19 protein-coding genes are annotated in these 18,543 nt (G+C 56.5%); 13 read left to right on the top strand and 6 right to left on the bottom strand.

The window, feature by feature from the left end:
- The first annotated feature begins 24 nt into the window (after positions 1 to 24).
- Positions 25 to 867, top strand: a complete 843-nt coding sequence (locus SP99_RS10730; protein WP_047958555.1) for a LysR family transcriptional regulator — start codon at positions 25 to 27, stop codon at positions 865 to 867.
- Here SP99_RS10730 and SP99_RS10725 read toward each other — a convergent pair.
- Positions 854 to 2,359, bottom strand: coding sequence for a carboxylesterase/lipase family protein (locus tag SP99_RS10725; RefSeq protein WP_047958554.1), 1,506 nt, complete (start codon positions 2,357 to 2,359; stop codon positions 854 to 856). The genes SP99_RS10730 and SP99_RS10725 overlap by 14 nt on opposite strands.
- A gap of 43 nt (positions 2,360 to 2,402) precedes the next feature.
- The gene (gene hglS, locus SP99_RS10720; RefSeq protein WP_047958553.1) at positions 2,403 to 3,746 is read right to left on the bottom strand and encodes a 2-oxoadipate dioxygenase/decarboxylase HglS; all 1,344 of its coding nucleotides are present in this window, start codon (positions 3,744 to 3,746) and stop codon (positions 2,403 to 2,405) included.
- Between the two features lie 528 nt (positions 3,747 to 4,274).
- Between hglS and SP99_RS10715 the strand changes: the two genes are divergently transcribed.
- The 8 genes from SP99_RS10715 (at position 4,275) to SP99_RS10680 (ending at position 10,813) form a co-directional block, all read left to right on the top strand.
- Positions 4,275 to 4,460 (top strand): con-10 family general stress protein, encoded by a 186-nt coding sequence (locus tag SP99_RS10715; protein ID WP_004150795.1) that lies wholly within the window; start codon positions 4,275 to 4,277, stop codon positions 4,458 to 4,460.
- Between the two features lie 94 nt (positions 4,461 to 4,554).
- Positions 4,555 to 5,049, top strand: coding sequence for a YciE/YciF ferroxidase family protein (locus SP99_RS10710; RefSeq protein ID WP_008502272.1), 495 nt, complete (start codon positions 4,555 to 4,557; stop codon positions 5,047 to 5,049).
- A 23-nt stretch (positions 5,050 to 5,072) separates the two neighbouring features.
- A complete protein-coding gene (locus SP99_RS10705; protein WP_013096662.1) occupies positions 5,073 to 5,276 on the top strand; it encodes a hypothetical protein in 204 nt (67 codons plus the stop codon).
- Between the two features lie 25 nt (positions 5,277 to 5,301).
- Positions 5,302 to 5,808, top strand: coding sequence for a ferritin-like domain-containing protein (locus SP99_RS10700; RefSeq protein ID WP_014883791.1), 507 nt, complete (start codon positions 5,302 to 5,304; stop codon positions 5,806 to 5,808).
- 17 nt (positions 5,809 to 5,825) lie between these two features.
- On the top strand, positions 5,826 to 6,698 hold the full coding sequence (locus SP99_RS10695; RefSeq protein WP_047958552.1) for a manganese catalase family protein: 873 nt from the start codon (positions 5,826 to 5,828) through the stop codon (positions 6,696 to 6,698).
- 67 nt (positions 6,699 to 6,765) lie between these two features.
- On the top strand, positions 6,766 to 8,169 hold the full coding sequence (locus SP99_RS10690; RefSeq protein ID WP_047958551.1) for a cytochrome ubiquinol oxidase subunit I: 1,404 nt from the start codon (positions 6,766 to 6,768) through the stop codon (positions 8,167 to 8,169).
- Positions 8,169 to 9,179, top strand: a complete 1,011-nt coding sequence (cydB, locus tag SP99_RS10685; RefSeq protein WP_047958550.1) for a cytochrome d ubiquinol oxidase subunit II — start codon at positions 8,169 to 8,171, stop codon at positions 9,177 to 9,179. Before SP99_RS10690 ends, cydB begins: the two co-directional genes overlap by 1 nt.
- Before the next feature lie 8 nt (positions 9,180 to 9,187).
- Positions 9,188 to 10,813 carry an alpha-amylase family protein gene (locus SP99_RS10680; RefSeq protein ID WP_047958549.1) on the top strand — a complete coding sequence of 542 codons (1,626 nt, stop codon included), beginning with the start codon at positions 9,188 to 9,190 and terminating at the stop codon, positions 10,811 to 10,813.
- On the opposite strand, the gene SP99_RS10675 is transcribed toward SP99_RS10680, so the two are convergent.
- The 4 genes from SP99_RS10675 to SP99_RS10660 are packed head-to-tail and all read right to left on the bottom strand — an operon-like array spanning position 10,814 to position 13,306.
- Positions 10,814 to 11,800 carry an SDR family oxidoreductase gene (locus SP99_RS10675; protein ID WP_047958548.1) on the bottom strand — a complete coding sequence of 329 codons (987 nt, stop codon included), beginning with the start codon at positions 11,798 to 11,800 and terminating at the stop codon, positions 10,814 to 10,816. It lies immediately after the preceding gene.
- Positions 11,801 to 11,816: 16 nt separating this feature from the next.
- Positions 11,817 to 12,335: a 2-oxo-tetronate isomerase gene (locus tag SP99_RS10670; RefSeq protein WP_047958547.1), complete on the bottom strand. Its 519-nt coding sequence runs from the start codon at positions 12,333 to 12,335 to the stop codon at positions 11,817 to 11,819.
- Between the two features lie 11 nt (positions 12,336 to 12,346).
- Positions 12,347 to 12,793, bottom strand: coding sequence for a DUF421 domain-containing protein (locus SP99_RS10665; protein WP_047958546.1), 447 nt, complete (start codon positions 12,791 to 12,793; stop codon positions 12,347 to 12,349).
- Between the two features lie 9 nt (positions 12,794 to 12,802).
- Positions 12,803 to 13,306: a hypothetical protein gene (locus SP99_RS10660; RefSeq protein WP_047959805.1), complete on the bottom strand. Its 504-nt coding sequence runs from the start codon at positions 13,304 to 13,306 to the stop codon at positions 12,803 to 12,805.
- A gap of 138 nt (positions 13,307 to 13,444) precedes the next feature.
- Here SP99_RS10660 and SP99_RS10655 point away from each other — a divergent pair, with 138 nt between their 5' ends.
- From SP99_RS10655 to SP99_RS10640, 4 genes are all read left to right on the top strand, one after another.
- Entirely contained in the window at positions 13,445 to 13,834 is a 390-nt protein-coding gene (locus SP99_RS10655; RefSeq protein ID WP_008502282.1) for a YdeI family stress tolerance OB fold protein, read from the top strand.
- A gap of 64 nt (positions 13,835 to 13,898) precedes the next feature.
- Positions 13,899 to 14,780, top strand: coding sequence for an SDR family oxidoreductase (locus SP99_RS10650; RefSeq protein WP_045284350.1), 882 nt, complete (start codon positions 13,899 to 13,901; stop codon positions 14,778 to 14,780).
- Positions 14,781 to 14,962: 182 nt separating this feature from the next.
- Positions 14,963 to 15,886, top strand: a complete 924-nt coding sequence (locus SP99_RS10645; RefSeq protein ID WP_025756376.1) for a LysR substrate-binding domain-containing protein — start codon at positions 14,963 to 14,965, stop codon at positions 15,884 to 15,886.
- Positions 15,887 to 16,137: 251 nt separating this feature from the next.
- The gene (locus tag SP99_RS10640) at positions 16,138 to 18,519 is read left to right on the top strand and encodes a glucose/quinate/shikimate family membrane-bound PQQ-dependent dehydrogenase (protein WP_047958545.1); all 2,382 of its coding nucleotides are present in this window, start codon (positions 16,138 to 16,140) and stop codon (positions 18,517 to 18,519) included.
- Positions 18,520 to 18,543: the final 24 nt, after the last annotated feature.

Raw genomic sequence — 18,543 nt, 5'->3', positions numbered from 1 at the left:
AAAATGCATAGCTGAGGTGTATCCATGTCGCGCCGTTCGCTCCCGCTCAATGCCATTGACGCATTTTTAGTCACCGCGCGTCATCTGAATCTTACGCACGCCGCCGCGGAACTTTGCCTGACGCAGGGGGCCGTCAGCCGCAAGATTGCCTCCCTTGAGACGTGGTTTGGTTTTCCGCTGTTTGAACGCCACGCTCGCGGTTTGCGTCTCTCCCCGCAGGGCAGCGCCCTGCTTCCGGAGCTGCAGTCCGCCTTTGAACAGCTGCTGGCCGTGGCGGACCAGGCCCGGAGCCAGCAAACCGTGATCCGGCTCAAAGCCCCGACCTGCGCGATGCGCTGGCTGGTGCCGCGCCTGCTGGAGGTGGAGCGCGAACAGCCGGATCTGCAAATCGCTCTCATCACCACCACCGATCATAACGTCAATTTCAAAACCGAATCCTACGACGCGGCCATCGTGTTCGGCACGCACATGAGCGCAGGCGATCTGCTGTTCGAAGAGGCGCTCACGCCGGTGATAAGCCCGGTGCGCGCGGGTGCAGCATTGGGTGCGTTGACGTTCCTGCACCCGACGCGGGATAAGACCGACTGGTCGTTATGGCTCACAAAACAGGAAGGGCCCGGCTTTGTCATGCACAAAAATCAACACTTCGACACCATGGATCTGGCGATCACGGCCGCCATTCAGGGGCTGGGGGTTGCCATTGCTGACGAAACGCTGGTGGCTGAAGATGTCCGCGCCGGAAGGCTGATGCGGCCCTATGAGACAAGCATTAAAACCGGCGCCAGCTACCGGCTGGTGCTGCGCGAAACGCCTGACGCGGAAAATGGTCTGGCGGCGTTTCGCGCATGTCTGCTTAATCGAGACTGACGTGGTGCTTCATCACCCGTTTAAAGAGACTCATGCGGGCGCGCATAAAGCGGTTTTCAAGCCTGAAAGCTGCATGTTTATTCACACCAATGCGTAACAAAACGTCCCGCCCTTTGCGGCAGGCGGGCCAGTGCGTCGGTCCTGGCAGGATCTCGCGAAGCCCAGCTTCTCGCGCAAAGCTTACCCAGTAGTCGGCCACCTGGGCCGCAAACTGCAGATCCCGTTCATTGACATACTGACGTGAAGGTTCCACCTGGCCGAGCGTGTCGAAGACATAGGGAACCTCGTTGCCGTGCCAGGCACCGTTGACATAGGTGTCATGTTCCGCTTCCGCGACATAGTCAAACCAGTAGCGCCAGCATAATCCCCCCACGCGCTGCTGAGCCTGCATCACCACATACCCCATGGTGGTAAACGCCATGTCGCGGCATACCTGCCTGCCCAGCTCTTCATCGCCTTTCACGCCGGGATAGAGCAACTTAATCAGCCCCAGCCCGAACCGCCGCTCCCGGCGAAGCTTCTGGATTTGCCCCGCGAGATCGATGCCAAACACCGCCATCACGCTGGCCTCGTCGCTGTTAGAGCCAATCATCACCGGCACAGGGTGCTGACGGGCTGCGAAAAAAACGTCCAGCATCGCTTCCGGCAGCACGCAATCCCCGACGATGGGCGCCGGCGCGACGTTCAGCGGCGCGGTTAACGGCCAGAGCGACTCGGGTGGAATGGCGCGCAGCTCCTCGGCCGTTGCGTTCTTGAGACCAAAATGGGCGGCCAGAGCTTCTCCTTTCTGCAGCGCCTGTTCACGCGGCGTGTCCGGCAAGGTGTAGCCACTTTGCACTATCGCCTTATGGAACAGCCCCTTTGCCAGGGGCGATGCCAGCAGCGACAGCACGCTGCGCGCGCCAGCAGATTCACCAAACAGGGTTACGTTAGCCGGATCGCCACCAAACGCGGCGATATTGTCCCGCACCCATTCGAGGGCGGCGATCTGATCCAGCAGGGCAAAATTATGCACCACGCGATCTTCTTCCCCTTCCAGCGCCGGATGGGCGAAAAAGCCGAGATGACCGAGACGGTAATTGAGGGTCACAACCACCACGCCACGTCCTGCCAGAGCGGTGCCGTTGTACGGTGGCAAGCCACCTGCGCCAATGGTAAACCCGCCGCCGTGCAGCCAGACCATTACCGGGAGCGGCGTTGCGCGGTCAACCGGAGACCAGACGTTAAGATAGAGACAATCTTCAGAAAACTGGCCCGGATCGCCGCCGCCCAGCGTCTGGCAATACTCGCTGCTTTGCCAGCATGAAGGCGAAAAAGCCGTGGCCTCGCGAAGGCCCTCCCAGCGAGCAGGCGGCTGCGGTGAACGCCAGCGCCCGTTGCCTACCGGCGGCGCGGCGTAAGGGATCCCGTACCACGCATGCACGTCATTATCAGTAAAACCAGCCAGTGCGCCGTAGCGCGTTTCAACCACAGGGGCGGAAGGAGTTTGCATAACGACCTTATTTTTTCCAACACACCCCAGCAGAGTAACGATTTCAGAGCAAACCGCAACGCTGTTTGCTGCGCGTTTCAGCCTCCTCATAGAGGGCAAACTCGTCATACACCGGGCAGCCCAGCGCCGCTTCAAAGGCATCGCGGCTGGCGTTACCGTGGCTGCGCGCCTGGGTTTCATTCCCTAGATTAGACTGGAAGATCCCGGCAGCGCTGACCGGAAGGAAATCTTCGTAGGTGATCGGCTGGGCGACAACCCATCCGCGCTCTATCAGCGGCTGCGGATCGTCGCCAGGCCGGAACGCATGCCGATGCGCTTCCCCGGTTGGCGTCAGACGATAGCGGAAATAAGCCAGCTCCTGACGGCGCATTAACAGCTCGCTGTCCGGGAAGGCGCTAAAAATCTCCTGCAGATGCAGCTGATGCGTCAGGTTATCTTTGCCGGTACCGGCCTGGGCAAGCAGGCTATCGTACAGTTCACGGCCTTTCGGGGTCAGGGCCACGCCGCGCTGCTCAATCTCACCGAAGCGTGCGGTGTGGGTGCCTTTATGTTCCCCGGCAAACAGCACCGGCTCCTCCAGAGCTTTAAAGCTGGTTTGACGCAATAAGACAGGCACCTCGCGACGAGGCGGCCCTTCAATCAGAATTTTGGGTTCAATGCCGTACTTCGGCATCAGCTCCTGCACCCGGTCAATATCCAGCGTGCGCGGCGTCAGGTGGTTAATGTGACACCCCGGGAAGCAGACCACATCAGCAATCAGCCGGTGCTCGTTATGCAGCGCCAGATAGGTTTCCTGATCGACCGTTGCATGGCGGTGCCAGCGGAAGGTTTCCAGCGCCTCCTGCACAAACTCGTGTGCCTGTGCCTGCGTAAACTGCCCTTCTGATTCGTACAGATCGAGAAGCGCCAGACAGCGCGGGGTAAAGATGTTCCGGTGAGACAGGATTTCCGCCGCACGCTCGCGCAGCGCGACGTTTTCAATCAGCTCAAGTCGCAGCAGCGAGGTAAAGATACGGAACGGATTACGGCACAGCGCCGCATCATCAATCGGGCGAAACGCTGTGGAGTGAACGGGCACCCCCGCCTGAGAGAGATCGTAATAGCTGACCGGGTACATGCCCATGATGGCAAACATACGGCGCAGGGTAGAAAGTTCTTGCGCCGTGCCGACGCGGATGGCCCCGTGACGCTCCACATTCAGGCGCGCAAGCTCATCGGCGTTTGCCAGTTGTTCATGTAGTAGTGGGTTATTTTCCAGAACCGCCAGGTTTACGTCCGCAACCAGTTCAAGCAAGGTGCCGTACTGCGGAACTTCCTGCTGGTACATCGCCGACATAGCCTGCGAAAAGTGTTCCCGAATGTCATCAGCCGTGATGGTGTTCGCCATGATGTCATGCCTCCAGTGAATATTACCTGGAGTGTAGAGAAACCCGTTCCTTCCGGGGGGAAGAATTTCGGATTTGTGATCTTAAGACGACAGTGGTCAAACCGTGTGCTACTGGCCTCTGAACACGCCTCAACGAAACCGCCCTTTCGCGCCTGACGCTTTTATCCAGGATTTTCCTTATAATTATTTATGGTTTCGCTTACTAGCTATAAAGGAGTACTTTTTGATTTTCTCCTGACTGCAAATTAACCAATTTGCGTGCGCCATTATTTTTATCCTCACCTTTCAAATTTTTAGCTCGAAGTTAGGAATAATCTTAATGGTTGTTTACAAGTCCTTCCTGCCTATCCATATTTCCTGCTCAAGCGAAGCGCAAATTTACAAATATTTAAAAATAACGCAACCGCAAATAGCAAAACGCATTTGACGGATCGCCCACAGCGACTAAAGTTATTACTCGAACGACGAGTGATACGGAATATTTTCGTATCGTACTGACATAACCAATATATGACTATGAGGTTTAATATGGCAGAGCATCGTGGTGGTTCCGGTAATTTCGCTGAAGACCGTGAAAAAGCATCAGAAGCTGGACGTAAAGGTGGCCAGCATAGCGGTGGTAATTTTAAAAACGATCCGCAACGCGCATCTGAAGCGGGTAAGAAAGGGGGACAGAACAGTCACGGCGGAGGCCGTAAATCTGATAACTCCTGATCTTATTTAATACTCTTTTAATAAAACCAGAGAGCATGCTGCGGGCTGAAAAGCTCGCAGTACCCTTTCATTATTTTACCGGAGCGTAATTATTATGAATATGAAAAGTGTTGAGGATGTCTTTATTCATCTTCTATCTGATACCTACAGCGCAGAAAAACAGCTTACCCGAGCGCTGAGTAAGCTCGCCCGTGCCGCGTCCAGTGAGAAACTGAGCGCAGCTTTCACCGCACACCTTGAAGAGACGCAGGGTCAGATTGAGCGTATCGACCAGATCGTCGAACAGGAAGACGGTATCAAGCTCAAGCGTATGAAATGCGTCGCGATGGAAGGCTTAATTGAAGAAGCCAATGAAGTCATCGAAAGTACGGAAAAAAATGAAGTCCGTGATGCCGCATTAATTGCCGCTGCGCAAAAAGTGGAGCATTACGAAATCGCCAGTTACGGTACCCTTGCTACTCTCGCTGAACAACTGGGCTATAAAAAAGCCGTTAAGCTTCTTGCCGAAACTCTGGAAGAAGAAAAAGAGACCGACCTTAAACTCACCGACCTGGCCGTTGGAAATATTAACCAAAAAGCGCAGAAATAACGCGATAACACAGGTTAAATAAAATGAGCATCAGTCCCAGGACAATTAAACGGTGCCATTTAACGGCAGCTATAATATGGTTCATTCTCGCTATTCCTTCCGTAATATGGTGGAAGAACAGCGTGCTATGGGTCATTATCATCAGCATTTACGCCAATATTGTTGGCCATTTATCTGGCTACAGTGCCGCGCGTGCCGATCAGGCTGCTGAAAGTGAGACCAAATAAGCGAACCCATTATGAGGATACAATGATGAATCACGTAGAACACTACCACGACTGGCTACGCGATGCCCATGCGATGGAAAAGCAAGCCGAATCTATGCTGGAATCTATGGCCAGCCGTATCGATAATTATCCTGATGTTCGCGCCCGAATTGAGCAACATATTAATGAGACAAAACGGCAAATCACATTGCTGGAAGAAATCCTCGACCGTAATGATATTTCTCGTTCGGTTTTAAAAGACTCAATGAGCAAAATGGCGGCGCTGGGTCAGTCCATTGGCGGCATGTTCCCGTCTGATGAGATCGTGAAAGGCTCGATCAGCGGCTATGTCTTCGAGCAGTTTGAAATCGCCTGTTATACCTCCCTGCTGGCGGCGGCTAAAAAAGCGGGCGATACCGCCTCGATCCCCGCGATTGAGACCATCCTCGCCGAAGAGCGCGAAATGGCCGACTGGCTGATTCGCCATATCCCGCAAACGACGGAACAGTTCCTGCTGCGTTCAGACGCGTCGGGTGTCGAAGCGAAAAAATAACCCGCAGGAGAGTGAGCATGTTTCGACACGTTAAACAGTTGCAATACACGGTTCGCGTAGCTGAACCTAACCCGGGCCTGGCCAATCTTTTACTGGAGCAGTTTGGCGGGCCGCAGGGCGAACTGGCCGCCGCCTGCCGCTACTTTACCCAAGGCCTGAGCGATGACGATCCGGGCCGTAAAGATATGCTGATGGATATCGCCACCGAGGAGTTAAGCCACCTCGAAATCATCGGTACTCTGGTGGGGATGCTGAATAAGGGCGCGAAAGGCGCCCTGGCGGAAGGGGTGGAAAATGAGGCTGAGCTGTACCGGTCGATGACCGAAAACGGTAACGACAGCCACATCACCTCCCTGCTTTACGGCGGCGGCACCCCGCTGACCAACTCGGCGGGAGTGCCCTGGACGGCGGCCTACGTCGACACCATTGGCGAGCCAACGGCGGACCTGCGTTCAAACGTGGCAGCAGAAGCCCGGGCGAAGATTATCTACGAGCGGCTGATCAACGTGACCGACGATCCCGGCGTCAAGGATGCGCTGGCATTTCTGATGACCCGTGAGGCGGCGCATCAGCTCTCCTTTGAGAAGGCGCTGCAGTCCATTCGTAATAACTACCCGCCGGGAAAACTGCCGCCAATCGAGGAATTCACCAACAAGTACTACAATATGTCTGAAGGTGGAGAGGTTCGCGGAAGCTGGAACAGCGATAAGCATTTCGATTACGTTGAGTCACCCCAGCCTGCGGTTGACGGCGGAGATGGCAGCGCAAGCGTGACGCTCACGACCGAACAGGCAACCCTGGTTAAGGCGATGTCTGCCCGCACGAAGTCCGATCCACACGCCGACCCTTTGACCGGCGCCGAGCTGGGCGCAGGTAAGAAAAAACCGTAATCGGTTTTGCCAGGCAGCCTGAACTGCCTGGCAATTCTCGTGCCCCATCGTTTCAGAGGTACGGACCATGTTCGAACTCGATGCATTTCATCTGGCCAGAATTCAGTTCGCATTTACCGTCTCATTCCATATCCTTTTTCCCGCCATCACAATTGGGCTTGCCAGCTATCTGGTGGTGCTGGAAGGGATGTGGTTGCGCACCAGAAACGACGTCTGGCGATCGCTTTATCATTTCTGGCTCAAGATCTTTGCCGTTAACTTCGGTATGGGCGTCGTCTCCGGGCTGGTCATGGCGTACCAGTTTGGCACCAACTGGAGCGGATTCTCCCAGTTCGCGGGCAGTATTACCGGCCCACTGCTGACCTACGAGGTGTTAACCGCCTTCTTCCTGGAAGCCGGTTTCCTCGGCGTCATGATGTTTGGCTGGAATAAGGTTGGTCCGGGGCTGCATTTCTTCTCAACCTGCATGGTCGCACTCGGCACGCTGATGTCGACCTTCTGGATCCTCGCCTCCAACAGCTGGATGCACACACCGCAGGGCTTCACCATTCAGAACGGCCAGGTTATTCCGGAAGACTGGCTGGCGATCGTGTTTAACCCCTCCTTCCCGTACCGTCTGATCCATATGGCTATCGCCGCCTTCCTGAGCAGCGCCCTGTTTGTCGGCGCATCGGGCGCGTGGCATCTGCTGCGCGGTAACGATACCCCCGCCATCCTCACCATGTTTTCCATGGCGATGTGGATGGCGCTGCTGGTCGCTCCCATCCAGGCCGTCGTCGGCGACATGCACGGTCTGAACACGCTGGAGCACCAGCCGGCAAAAATCGCGGCCATTGAGGGGCACTGGGAAAACCCGCCCGGCGAAGCCACCCCGCTGCTGCTGTTCGGCCTGCCGGATATGAACGAGGAGCGTACCAAATACGGCCTGGAGATCCCCGCCCTCGGCAGCCTGATCCTGACCCACAGTCTGGATAAACAGGTTCCGGCCCTGAAAGATTTCCCGAAAGAGGATCGTCCTAACTCCACCATCGTCTTCTGGTCGTTCCGCATCATGGTCGGGATGGGCCTGCTGATGATTACGCTGGGTCTAATCAGCCTCTGGCTGCGCTATCGACATCGACTGTTTCACTCCCGCCCGTTCCACTGGTTTGCGCTCTGTATGGGGCCTGCCGGTCTGCTGGCGCTGCTCGCCGGCTGGGTAACCACCGAAGTGGGCCGTCAGCCGTGGGTCGTCTACGGCTATCTGCGCACGGTCGATGCGGTATCGCTGCACAGCACCCTGCAGATGAGCATCAGCCTGCTGGCGTTCATCGTCGTCTACTCGTCGGTGTTTGGCGTGGGCTATGTTTATCTCATCCGGCTGATTAAGAAAGGCCCTCAGCCTGTTGCCACGCTGACGTCAAACACGTCGGGCACGCCTGCCCGTCCGCTGTCTGCCGCGGAGTCTGTTCCGGAAGAGGAGAGGATCTGATGGGCGTCGATATCTCAGTGATCTGGTTTGCCATCATCGTGTTCGCCACACTGATGTACATCATCATGGATGGCTTTGATTTGGGGATTGGCCTGCTGTTTAACTTCGTCGGCGACGCCAGAGAGCGCGACGTGATGGTTAACAGCGTAGCGCCCGTCTGGGACGGCAACGAAACCTGGCTGGTTCTCGGCGGCGCGGGCCTCTTCGGCGCGTTTCCGCTGGCCTATGCGGTGATTATTGATGCGCTGACCATTCCCCTCACCGCGATGCTGATCGGCCTTATCTTTCGCGGCGTCGCCTTTGAGTTCCGCTTCAAAGCCACGCCCTCCCACCGCAAATTCTGGGACTACTCTTTTGCCGGCGGCTCCCTGCTCGCCACCTTCAGCCAGGGGGTGGTCGTGGGCGCGGTGATTAACGGCTTCGACGTGGAGGGTCGGCGGTTTGTTGGCTCGGCGCTGGACTGGCTTACACCGTTCAACCTCTTCTGCGGTATCGGGCTGGTTGTCGCCTACACCCTGCTGGGCACCACATGGCTGATTATGAAAAGCGAAGGCGCCCTGCAGGCCCGCATGCGCGAGTTAACCCGCCACGTGCTGCTGGCGCTGGTGGTGGTTATCGCGGTGGTCAGCATCTGGACGCCGCTCGGCTGGCAGTACGTGGCCGAACGCTGGTTTACCCTGCCCAACTTCTTCTGGTTCCTGCCGGTACCGCTGCTGGTGGGGCTTTTCAGCGTGCTGATCTGGCGCCTGACTCGCAACCCGGACAGCCACTCGCGCCCCTTCCTGCTGACGCTGGGGCTAATCTTCCTCGGGTTCAGCGGGCTCGGTATCAGCCTGTGGCCCAATATTATTCCGCCGCGCATCACCCTGTGGGAAGCCGCGGCGCCGCCCGCCAGCCAGCTGTTTATGCTGGTCGGGACGTTGCTCATTATTCCGGTGATTCTGGTGTACACCGCCTGGAGCTATTACGTCTTTCGGGGCAAGGTTTCTGATACAGAAGGTTACCACTGAGGTGCAGGATGGCAGGCTGGCATACACGGGCCATTATTTACCAGATTGATACCGCGCTCTTTTATGATTTAAACGGCGATGGCTGCGGGGACATCGCCGGGATCGCGGCCAAGCTGCGTTATATTCGCCGCATGGGCGCGACGGTTATCTGGATCACCCCGTTTTATCTCACCCCTTTTCTTGATGAAGGTTACGACGTCAGCGACCATCTCCAGGTGGATCCCCGCTTCGGAAAGCTGGCCGACATTATCGCCTTTATCGAGCAGGCCCGGGAGCTGGGCATGCAGGTCATTATTGAGCTGTTGATCCAGCATACCTCGGACGCCCATCCCTGGTTCCAGCAGGCTCGTCGCAACCCGGCGTCACCGTATCGTGATTACTATCTCTGGTCGGATAATGACGACGACGATACGCCCCCGATGTTCCCCGGCGTGGAAAAGAGCATCTGGAGCTGGGATGACGAGGCGGGACAATACTATCGGCACATGTTCTATCGCCACGAGCCGGATCTGAATCTGACCTCTCCCGCGGTACTCAAAGAGATTGAGAACATCATTCTTTTCTGGCTCAAGCTGGGGGTGTCGGGATTCCGCCTGGATGCCGCGTCCCATCTCACCACCCAGGCAGGAAACGGTGATGAGAAAAAGGGGCTCTGGATCCTCGAGCATATGCGCCGTCTGATTGAGCAGCACAATCCGAACGCAATCCTGCTGGGAGAAGTAGATGTCGAGGTGGAAGCCTATCGGGACTATTTTGGCAACAATGACCGGCTGAATCTGGTCCTCAATTTCTGGCTTAACAAGTATTTCTACGTCAGCCTGGCCCGGAAGAGCGCCCGCCCGCTGCGCAACGCGGTGAAGAAAATGATCGTCCCGCCGGATTCCTGCTGTTTCGCCAACTGGCTGCGCAATCATGACGAGCTGGATCTGGAAGGCATCTCTCAGAAAGATAAACAGTTTGTTCTCGACACCTTCGCCCCTGACGAAGAGATGAACGTCTACCAGCGCGGGATCCGCCGCCGCCTGGCACCGATGCTCAATGGCGATCAGAAGCGGCTGGCGTTCTGCCACGCGGTGCTCTTTTCCCTGCCGGGCGTCCCGGTGATGCGCTATGGCGATGAAATAGGCATGGGTGACGACCTCGACCTGGAGGAGCGCTACGCTGTCCGCACCCCGATGCAGTGGGCCGGATCGCAGGGGGGCGGTTTTTCCGCGGCGGATCCGCAGCGTTTTATTGCCCCAATCATCGACCACGGTCCGTACCGCTATCAAAAGGTGAACGTCGCCGATTCGCTGCTTCACCGCAATTCGCTGCTGCACCGGATCATTGATATTGCCAATACCCGCTCTGAGTTTCCTGAAATTGCCGTAGCGCCGTTTCGGCTTATCACCCTTGATCATGACGCGGTACTGGGTCTTTATTATGAGACCGACGAGCGCAGCATCCTCACCTTCGTTAACTTTAGCGACCAGCCGGTGCAGTTTACGGCGAAAGGGATCCGCAACGCCACCTGGACCGCCTGCCTCGCGGACAAGCGCTACGATGACGCCCTGATTTGCGGTAAAACCGTTGAGCTCACGCTTGGCGGCTACGGCTATCGCTGGTTCTGGACGCACCGCAGCGCGCTGCGCTGATTACCGCTTCCGGCGGGTGAGCAGACGCGTCACCACAATCCCCGCCACCGCGAGGGCGCCTAACGCCACTTTGCCCGGCATACCGGAGGTCACGGACGACGCGCGGGTTTTCGCCTCGTCAGTAAAACGGCCATGGATTTTGTGGAGATCGTTAACCGGTTGATCGAGATAGTCCTGGCGATCCGGTGCGTTCAGGTTGTCGGTCATCTGCCCTTCCCAGGCTTTTTTCACCATCAGCCGGTCAAGAAAACCGGGGAAGAAGAACTGCCCGACAATCGACTGGATGGTACTGCCGCCGACCCACAGCTCCCGAACCGGTTTTTGTGCGACCCTGAAAATGGCGCTGGCGGCCACTTCTGGCTCAAACACCGGCGGCACCGGGCGCATCGCCCAGGCGAACTTATTGCGCGCCCATTCGAACTGCGGCGTATTGAGCCCCGGCATCTGCACCATCGAAAGCTGTACCCGGCTGTTTTCATGCATCAGCTCGGTACGCACCGCGTCGGTAAAGCCGCGGATCGCCGCTTTGGCCCCGCAGTAAGCTGACTGCAGCGGGATGGATCGGTACGCCAGCGCCGAACCAACCTGGATAATCACGCCCCTGTCACGGGGAACCATCAGCTCAAGGGCGGCGCGCGTGCCGTTGACAAAGCCGAGGTACGTCACTTCCGTCACGCGACGAAACTCATCCGGTGTCAGGGTGCGAAACGGTGCCAGCACCGCGCCCATGGCATTATTCACCCAGACATCAATCGCGCCGAGGCGATACTCAATCTCGTTAGCGGCATCCACCACCGCCTGACTGTCGGCGACGTCCGCCTGAACGGCGTGGGCATTGACGCCAAACCGCCGCAACTCCTCCTGCGTGGAGTGCAGGCTGGCTTCATCGCGGGCGATAAGCCCGACGTTGTAACCTGCCCTGGCAAAGTGCAGCGCCGTGGCTTTTCCCACGCCCGCGGTTCCGCCGGTAATCACGATGACTGCCATATAACCTCCCCTGCGTTCAGCCTTTATTGCCGTCGGATAACAGGCTTACCAGTTCAGCCAGTGAAAATTGCACCGCCTTTTCCACCACGTCCTGACAGTCGCCGGAGAACAGCACGGTGCGGGTGTGCGTCTGGCCACAGATATTCCAGCCGAAACAGACCGTTCCCGCCGCCGTACCATCGTCGCCCCCTTCAGGGCCGGCGTAGCCGCTGATGGCAATGCTAACATCCGCCTGGGCGATGTCGCGGATACTGGCAGCCATCTCGGTGACCGTCTGTTCACTGACGGCGGTATACCGTTCAAGCGTCTGCGGGCTTACGCCGAGGATCCGCTCTTTTGCGCCATCGCTGAACACCACCAGACCGACATCATAAAAATCGGCGGTGTTCTCTTCTGCGCAAAGCGCCACCGAGAGCTTTCCCCCGGTGCAGGATTCCGCCGTGGTTAAGCGAAGCCCGAGATCGGTTAATTTGCTCGCCACCTTTTTTGTCAGTTCACCCACCGTGTAATGGTTATCGTGCAAAAGATTGCTCATCTTGCCGCCTCTTATTTCTCGAAAGGAATGATTGAAATATGTCCATTGCGTTCAAGTATGGCATATTTAATTTTACTCATTTCAGTAATGCCATTATTCTGACGCGCTGATACCAGAATATCATCGCAAGAGACATCGACTTTTTTGAGTTTATCGGCTAAGGGAATGCCGTTTTCCACCAGAATCACTGGGGTGCCATCAAGGATATTTTCGACAGGCGAAAAATATTTCTTCATTAACCCGAAAATAATATCCACTACCACCAGGGTAGTAATCGTAATCATCGCACCGGTGACCGAAAAATCCTCGCCAAGAAGCGCCTGTTGCGTGGCTTCACTAATTATCAGAAGCAGGATGAGATCAAAGCTGGTCATCTGCAGCAGCGCGCGTCGCCCGGCCACTTTAAATACCACCACGAGGAACAGATAAATAGCCAGCGCACGAAAGACCATATCCATATCAGCCTCCTACGGGTAAATAAATTGCCAGATGCTAATCTCCGGCCCGTTGTTTACGCGGATGACCGAGTTCCATTTGCCGGCTCGGGACGGTGTCGTGAAGAGTAATACTGAAAAGGTGTCTGTCTTTTTCAGGTTGTGATAAACAAAATAGAGGCTGTTGCCGTGGCTGAACATGCTGTCCGGCTGAGGCCAGACGCTACCAGGCTCATACGCATCGCTGCTCTCGCTGGTGATGCTGAGGGTATAGGTCCCCTCCGTTTTCACCGGAAACGCGAGCTGCATCCGTGTCTCCGTTTCCCGTCGGCCAAAGCGCTCATAATTGATGGTCAGGGATTTATCGGCATTCTCCTTAGCCGTATCGCTGACCACTCCGCTTGAAAACAGGCCGGCAATGGCAGCGACGATAATACCTAAAAGAACAATAAACCCTACCTGACGAAACGCGTATTCAAACGTCAGCAAGCGATAACTTTCATCTATCCCGGGTAACTTTTCATTTTCACGCTTCATGGTCATCGTCACCGTTTCGCTTATTATCCGATAATTTTGATTTCTAACGCGAATGTTTTTAGGACTTATCACATTTGCCACCTAAAGGAATAGCAACAATACTTAATAAGTCAAGACAACCAAAATGAAGGATATCCGATGAAATTATCGCTTATTTCCGCTTTTTTGATATTTCTGGTTCCGGCCGCATGGGCAGATAATAACGGCGGGTTACAAAAAGGTGAAGCACCACCGCCGCCGCACGCACTCGATAGCGGATATCGCGGAACCGATGACGCGCGAATTATGACCATCGATCAGGCAAAACAGCTCCACGATGGTGCAACCATTTCCTTGCGCGGCAATCTTATTGATGGTAGCGGCGATAAGTTTGTATTTCAGGATAAAACCGGAAAAATCGACGTTATTATTCCCCAGGCAGTCTTCGACGGCAGAACGGTAAAACCCGACCAGATGATCAGTATCAACGGTTCGCTTGATAAAAAATCATCCCCTGCCGTCGTCCGTGTTGATCGTTTGCAGAAATAATTCAGCGAAGCGTTAACGCTGCAACTATCCATCAAATCTCACCCCTTGGCTTAAGGAGTCAGCTATGAGTGATACACAACGTACGAACGCTTACCCGCAACCCCCGTTCCCGGAACAGCCGCAAACGCCGCCGGGACTGGCATCTGAAATGCAACCTGTACCCGACCACGGGGAGAAAAGCTACAAAGGGCATGGTCGCCTTGCCGGTAAAAAAGCGCTGATAACCGGTGGGGATTCCGGTATCGGTCGCGCAGTGGCGATCGCCTATGCCCGTGAAGGCGCTGACGTGGCCATCAACTACCTGCCTGAAGAAGAAAAAGATGCCGCTGAGGTCATCGACCTGATTAAAGCGGAGGGCCGCACCGCCGTGGCGCTGCCGGGCGACGTGCGGGATGAGACCTTCTGCCAGAACCTGGTTGAGGAAGCCGTTGCGAAACTGGGCGGGCTGGACATTCTGGTGAATAACGCGGGTCGTCAGCAGTTCCGGGAATCCCTTGAGGAGCTGACTACCGAAGACTTTGACGCGACGTTCAAAACTAACGTTTACGCGCCTTTCTGGATCACTAAGGCGGCGCTGCGCCACCTGAAAGCGTCGTCCGTCATCATTAATACCTCCTCCGTGCAGGCGGTGAAGCCCAGCCCCGTGCTGCTGGATTATGCCCAGACCAAAGCCTGTCTGGCGGTATTTACCAAATCCTTAGCCAAACAGCTCGGCCCGAAAGGCATTCGCGTCAACGCGGTCGCCCCCGGCCCTTACTGGACGGTACTGCAATCCAGCGGTGGCCAGCCGATGGAAAAAGTGAAGGAGTTCGGGGGAGATACGCCGCTGGGGCGTCCGGGTCAGCCCGTCGAGATTGCCCCGCTGTACGTCACGCTGGCCTCGGACGAGTGTTCATTTACCTCCGGTCAGGTATGGTGTTCTGACGGCGGTGATGGTGTGATCTAAATCTGTTTCCCTTTCCCACCCTGCAATGAGCAATAAATGAACATGGACGTTCGCTTATCTGATCCTGCCGAAAAACATGTTGTAACTCAAACAGATCAAATGTTAAAAATATTTTGCTATCAAGTTATCAAAATTAAACAACTTAACTTGTCACCCGCATCGCTCTGTTTTTAACATCGCCTATGGAAAAAAATGGTCTGTTCAGTCAGCGCATACGCTTGCGCCATTTGCATACATTTGTGGCCGTCGCTCAACAGGGAACACTGGGGCGTGCGGCTGAAACCCTTAACCTGAGCCAGCCCGCGCTCTCCAAAACCCTTAATGAACTGGAACAACTGACCGGTGCCCGTCTTTTTGACCGCGGTCGGTTGGGGGCACAGCTTACTCTCGTGGGCGAACAGTTCCTGACGCACGCGGTGAAAGTCCTGGATGCGCTCAATACCGCAGGCCAGTCCCTGCACCGGAAAGAAGAGCAAACCCACGAGGTCGTGCGCGTGGGTGCCCTGCCAACCGCCGCGCTGGGCATTCTCCCTCCGGTTATTGGCCAGTTCCACAAGCAACAGCGGCATACCACGCTTCAGGTTGCCACCATGAATAACACCATGTTGCTCGCCGGGTTGAAATCGGGCGAACTGGATCTCGGCATCGGTCGGATGTCCGACCCCGAACTGATGGTCGGTCTTAACTACGAATTGTTATTCCTGGAATCGCTGAAGCTGGTGGTACGTCCCGATCACCCTCTGCTGCAGGACACCGTCACCTTAAGCCGCGTCATGGAGTGGCCAGTGGTGGTTTGCCCGAAAGGGACCGTCCCGCGCCAGGCCGCCGAAACCTTGCTGCAGATGCAGGGGTGTACGCTCCCTTCAGGGTGCATCGAAACGCTCTCGGCCTCGCTGTCGCGCCAGCTCACGCTGGACTATGACTACGTCTGGTTCGTCCCCTCCGGGGCGGTGAAAGATGATTTGCGCCAGGGAACGTTGACCGCCCTGCCGATAACCTCCCCCGGCGCCGGTGAACCTATCGGCATTTTAACCCGGGTGGATACCCCGCTTTCCACCGGCGCGCAGACGCTGCTGAGCGCTATTCGTAAATCGATGCCGGTTTAATACCCCCCTCACCCTGACCCTCTCCCCTGAGGGGAGAGGGGACTGACCTGTGCGTTAATCAAATAATGCGGAATAAATCATTAACAATTGCGTAAAACAATTTAACAGTTTTATCATAACGGCGAATTCACCAAATGGTTCGCAAATCATTTTATAAATCTGAATTCACCTGTATCAAACATTAATCCCTCCGAATTTATTACCCAACTGGTACACATCCGGCACGGCGGGGGGATCTAAAGGAGAGAGAAATGGCATTTGGCAGCGCGCCACGTGGGATACCGCGTATTCTGCAGTGGCTTCTTGCCGGACTGATGATGCTCATCGGTCTGGCCGTCGGCGGTCTGGGCTTTAAGCTCGCCACCGTGGGCGGAAGTGGTTACTTCCTGATGATGGGTGTGGCGATGGTGATTGCCGCAGTCCTGATTTTCCTCAACCGCAGCAGTGGGATCGTGCTTTACGCCATCGCGTTTATCGCCTCGCTGTTCTGGGCGGTAAGCGATGCAGGCTGGGATTTCTGGCCGCTTTTCTCCCGCCTGTTTACCTTTGCAGTGCTGGCGTTCCTTTGTGCCGTCGTCTGGCCTTTCCTGCGTACAGCCAACCACCGCACGGCGAATAAAGCGCCTGCATTTGGCGTTGCGGCGCTGCTCGCGGTGGCTATGCTGGTCAGCCTGGGCTGGATGTTCAAGCCGCAGACCCTCGTGGCGGCAAACGAGCCCGTTCCGGTTAAACCCGTCGCACCCGGTGAGCAGCAAAAAAACTGGGAGCACTGGGGCAACACCACGCACGGCGACCGCTTCGCCGCGCTGGACCAGATTAACAAGCAAAACGTCAACGACCTGAAGGTCGCCTGGGTTGCGCACACCGGCGATATTCCGCAAAGTAACGGTTCCGGCGCGGAAGATCAGAACACGCCATTGCAGGTTGGCGACACGCTCTATGTCTGTACCCCGTACAGTAAAGTGCTGGCCCTTGACGTGGACTCCGGTAAAGAAAAATGGCGCTACGATGCCAAAGCAACGGCGCCTAACTGGCAGCGCTGCCGCGGTCTGGGGTATTTTGAAGATCGCTCAAACGTGACAATGTCACAGACAGAGATTCAGCCTGCGGCCTGCCCACGCCGCCTGTTCCTGCCGACCACCGATGCGCGCCTGATTGCCATCAACGCGGATACCGGCAAGGTCTGTGAAGACTTTGGCGATCATGGCACCGTTGACCTGAGCGTCGGCATGGGCGAGATCAAACCAGGCTATTATCAGCAGACCTCCACGCCGCTGGTTGCCGGGAATGTCGTCGTGGTCGGCGGTCGCGTCGCGGATAACTACTCCACCGGCGAACCGCCGGGCGTGGTGCGCGCGTATGACGTTCACACCGGTAAACTGGCCTGGGCGTGGGATCCGGGTAATCCGAACCTGACCGGCCTGCCGCCGGAAGGGCAGACCTACACCCGCGGTACGCCGAACGTCTGGTCTGCGATGTCCTACGACGCCAAACTGAACCTGATCTACCTGCCTACCGGCAACGCCACGCCAGACTTCTGGGCAGGTGAACGCACCGCGCTGGACGACAAGTACAGCTCGTCTATCGTCGCCGTTGACGCGGCCACCGGTCAGGTCCGCTGGCATTTCCAGACCACTCACCACGACCTGTGGGACTTTGACCTGCCTTCCCAGCCACTGCTGTACGATCTGCCAGACGGTAAAGGTGGCACCACGCCTGTGCTGGTCCAGACCAGCAAGCAGGGCATGATTTTCATGCTCAACCGTGAAACCGGTAAACCCGTGGCGAAGGTTGAGGAACGTCCCGTTCCGGCGGGCAACGTTGAAGGTGAACGCTACTCTCCGACCCAGCCGTACTCCGTTGGTATGCCAATGATAGGCAACCAGACGCTCACCGAGTCTGATATGTGGGGAGCGACGCCTGTTGACCTTCTGCTGTGCCGCATTCAGTTTAAGGAGATGCGTCATCAGGGTGTCTTCACCCCGCCTGGCCTCGACCGTTCCCTGCAGTTCCCCGGCTCTCTCGGCGGGATGAACTGGGGCAGCGTCTCCATTGACCCGAACAACAGCCTGATGTTCGTCAACGACATGCGCCTGGGTCTGGCAAACTACATGGTGCCGCGCGCTAACGTGGCGAAAAACGCCAGCGGCATTGAGATGGGGATTGTCCCGATGGAGGGCACACCGTTCGGTGCGATGCGCGAGCGCTTCCTGTCACCGCTGGGCATTCCGTGTCAAAAACCGCCGTTTGGCACCATGTCGGCGGTTGACCTGAAATCCGGCAAGCTGGTGTGGCAGGTTCCTGTCGGCACGGTGGAAGATACCGGCCCGCTCGGCATTCGCATGCACATGCCCATCCCGATCGGGATGCCGACGCTGGGTGCGTCGCTGTCAACGCAGTCCGGCCTGCTGTTCTTTGCCGGTACGCAAGATTTCTACCTGCGCGCGTTTGATACCGCCACCGGAAAAGAGATCTGGAAAGACCGCCTGCCGGTCGGCAGCCAGTCCGGCCCGATGACCTACGTGTCGCCGAAAACGGGTAAACAGTACGTTATCATTAATGCCGGTGGCGCACGCCAGTCGCCGGATCGCGGTGATTACGTTATCGCGTATGCGTTACCCGATAAGCAGTAACAGATAAGAAAAGGGACCGAAAGG

The sequence above is a fragment of the Enterobacter sp. BIDMC92 genome (assembly GCF_001030225.1).
In the GTDB taxonomy this organism is placed as follows: domain Bacteria; phylum Pseudomonadota; class Gammaproteobacteria; order Enterobacterales; family Enterobacteriaceae; genus Enterobacter; species Enterobacter sichuanensis.
This window is presented reverse-complemented; position numbering and strand designations above follow the sequence as displayed.

Bases quoted from the DNA above. Each gene is read 5' to 3' on its own strand.
- SP99_RS10730 (WP_047958555.1), top strand. From the start codon at position 25: ATGTCGCGCCGTTCGCTCCCGCTCAATGCCATTGACGCATTTTTAGTC.
- SP99_RS10725 (WP_047958554.1), bottom strand. From the start codon at position 2,359: ATGCAAACTCCTTCCGCCCCTGTGGTTGAAACGCGCTACGGCGCACTG.
- hglS (WP_047958553.1), bottom strand. From the start codon at position 3,746: ATGGCGAACACCATCACGGCTGATGACATTCGGGAACACTTTTCGCAG.
- SP99_RS10715 (WP_004150795.1), top strand. From the start codon at position 4,275: ATGGCAGAGCATCGTGGTGGTTCCGGTAATTTCGCTGAAGACCGTGAA.
- SP99_RS10710 (WP_008502272.1), top strand. From the start codon at position 4,555: ATGAATATGAAAAGTGTTGAGGATGTCTTTATTCATCTTCTATCTGAT.
- SP99_RS10705 (WP_013096662.1), top strand. From the start codon at position 5,073: ATGAGCATCAGTCCCAGGACAATTAAACGGTGCCATTTAACGGCAGCT.
- SP99_RS10700 (WP_014883791.1), top strand. From the start codon at position 5,302: ATGAATCACGTAGAACACTACCACGACTGGCTACGCGATGCCCATGCG.
- SP99_RS10695 (WP_047958552.1), top strand. From the start codon at position 5,826: ATGTTTCGACACGTTAAACAGTTGCAATACACGGTTCGCGTAGCTGAA.
- SP99_RS10690 (WP_047958551.1), top strand. From the start codon at position 6,766: ATGTTCGAACTCGATGCATTTCATCTGGCCAGAATTCAGTTCGCATTT.
- cydB (WP_047958550.1), top strand. From the start codon at position 8,169: ATGGGCGTCGATATCTCAGTGATCTGGTTTGCCATCATCGTGTTCGCC.
- SP99_RS10680 (WP_047958549.1), top strand. From the start codon at position 9,188: ATGGCAGGCTGGCATACACGGGCCATTATTTACCAGATTGATACCGCG.
- SP99_RS10675 (WP_047958548.1), bottom strand. From the start codon at position 11,800: ATGGCAGTCATCGTGATTACCGGCGGAACCGCGGGCGTGGGAAAAGCC.
- SP99_RS10670 (WP_047958547.1), bottom strand. From the start codon at position 12,335: ATGAGCAATCTTTTGCACGATAACCATTACACGGTGGGTGAACTGACA.
- SP99_RS10665 (WP_047958546.1), bottom strand. From the start codon at position 12,793: ATGGATATGGTCTTTCGTGCGCTGGCTATTTATCTGTTCCTCGTGGTG.
- SP99_RS10660 (WP_047959805.1), bottom strand. From the start codon at position 13,306: ATGAAGCGTGAAAATGAAAAGTTACCCGGGATAGATGAAAGTTATCGC.
- SP99_RS10655 (WP_008502282.1), top strand. From the start codon at position 13,445: ATGAAATTATCGCTTATTTCCGCTTTTTTGATATTTCTGGTTCCGGCC.
- SP99_RS10650 (WP_045284350.1), top strand. From the start codon at position 13,899: ATGAGTGATACACAACGTACGAACGCTTACCCGCAACCCCCGTTCCCG.
- SP99_RS10645 (WP_025756376.1), top strand. From the start codon at position 14,963: ATGGAAAAAAATGGTCTGTTCAGTCAGCGCATACGCTTGCGCCATTTG.
- SP99_RS10640 (WP_047958545.1), top strand. From the start codon at position 16,138: ATGGCATTTGGCAGCGCGCCACGTGGGATACCGCGTATTCTGCAGTGG.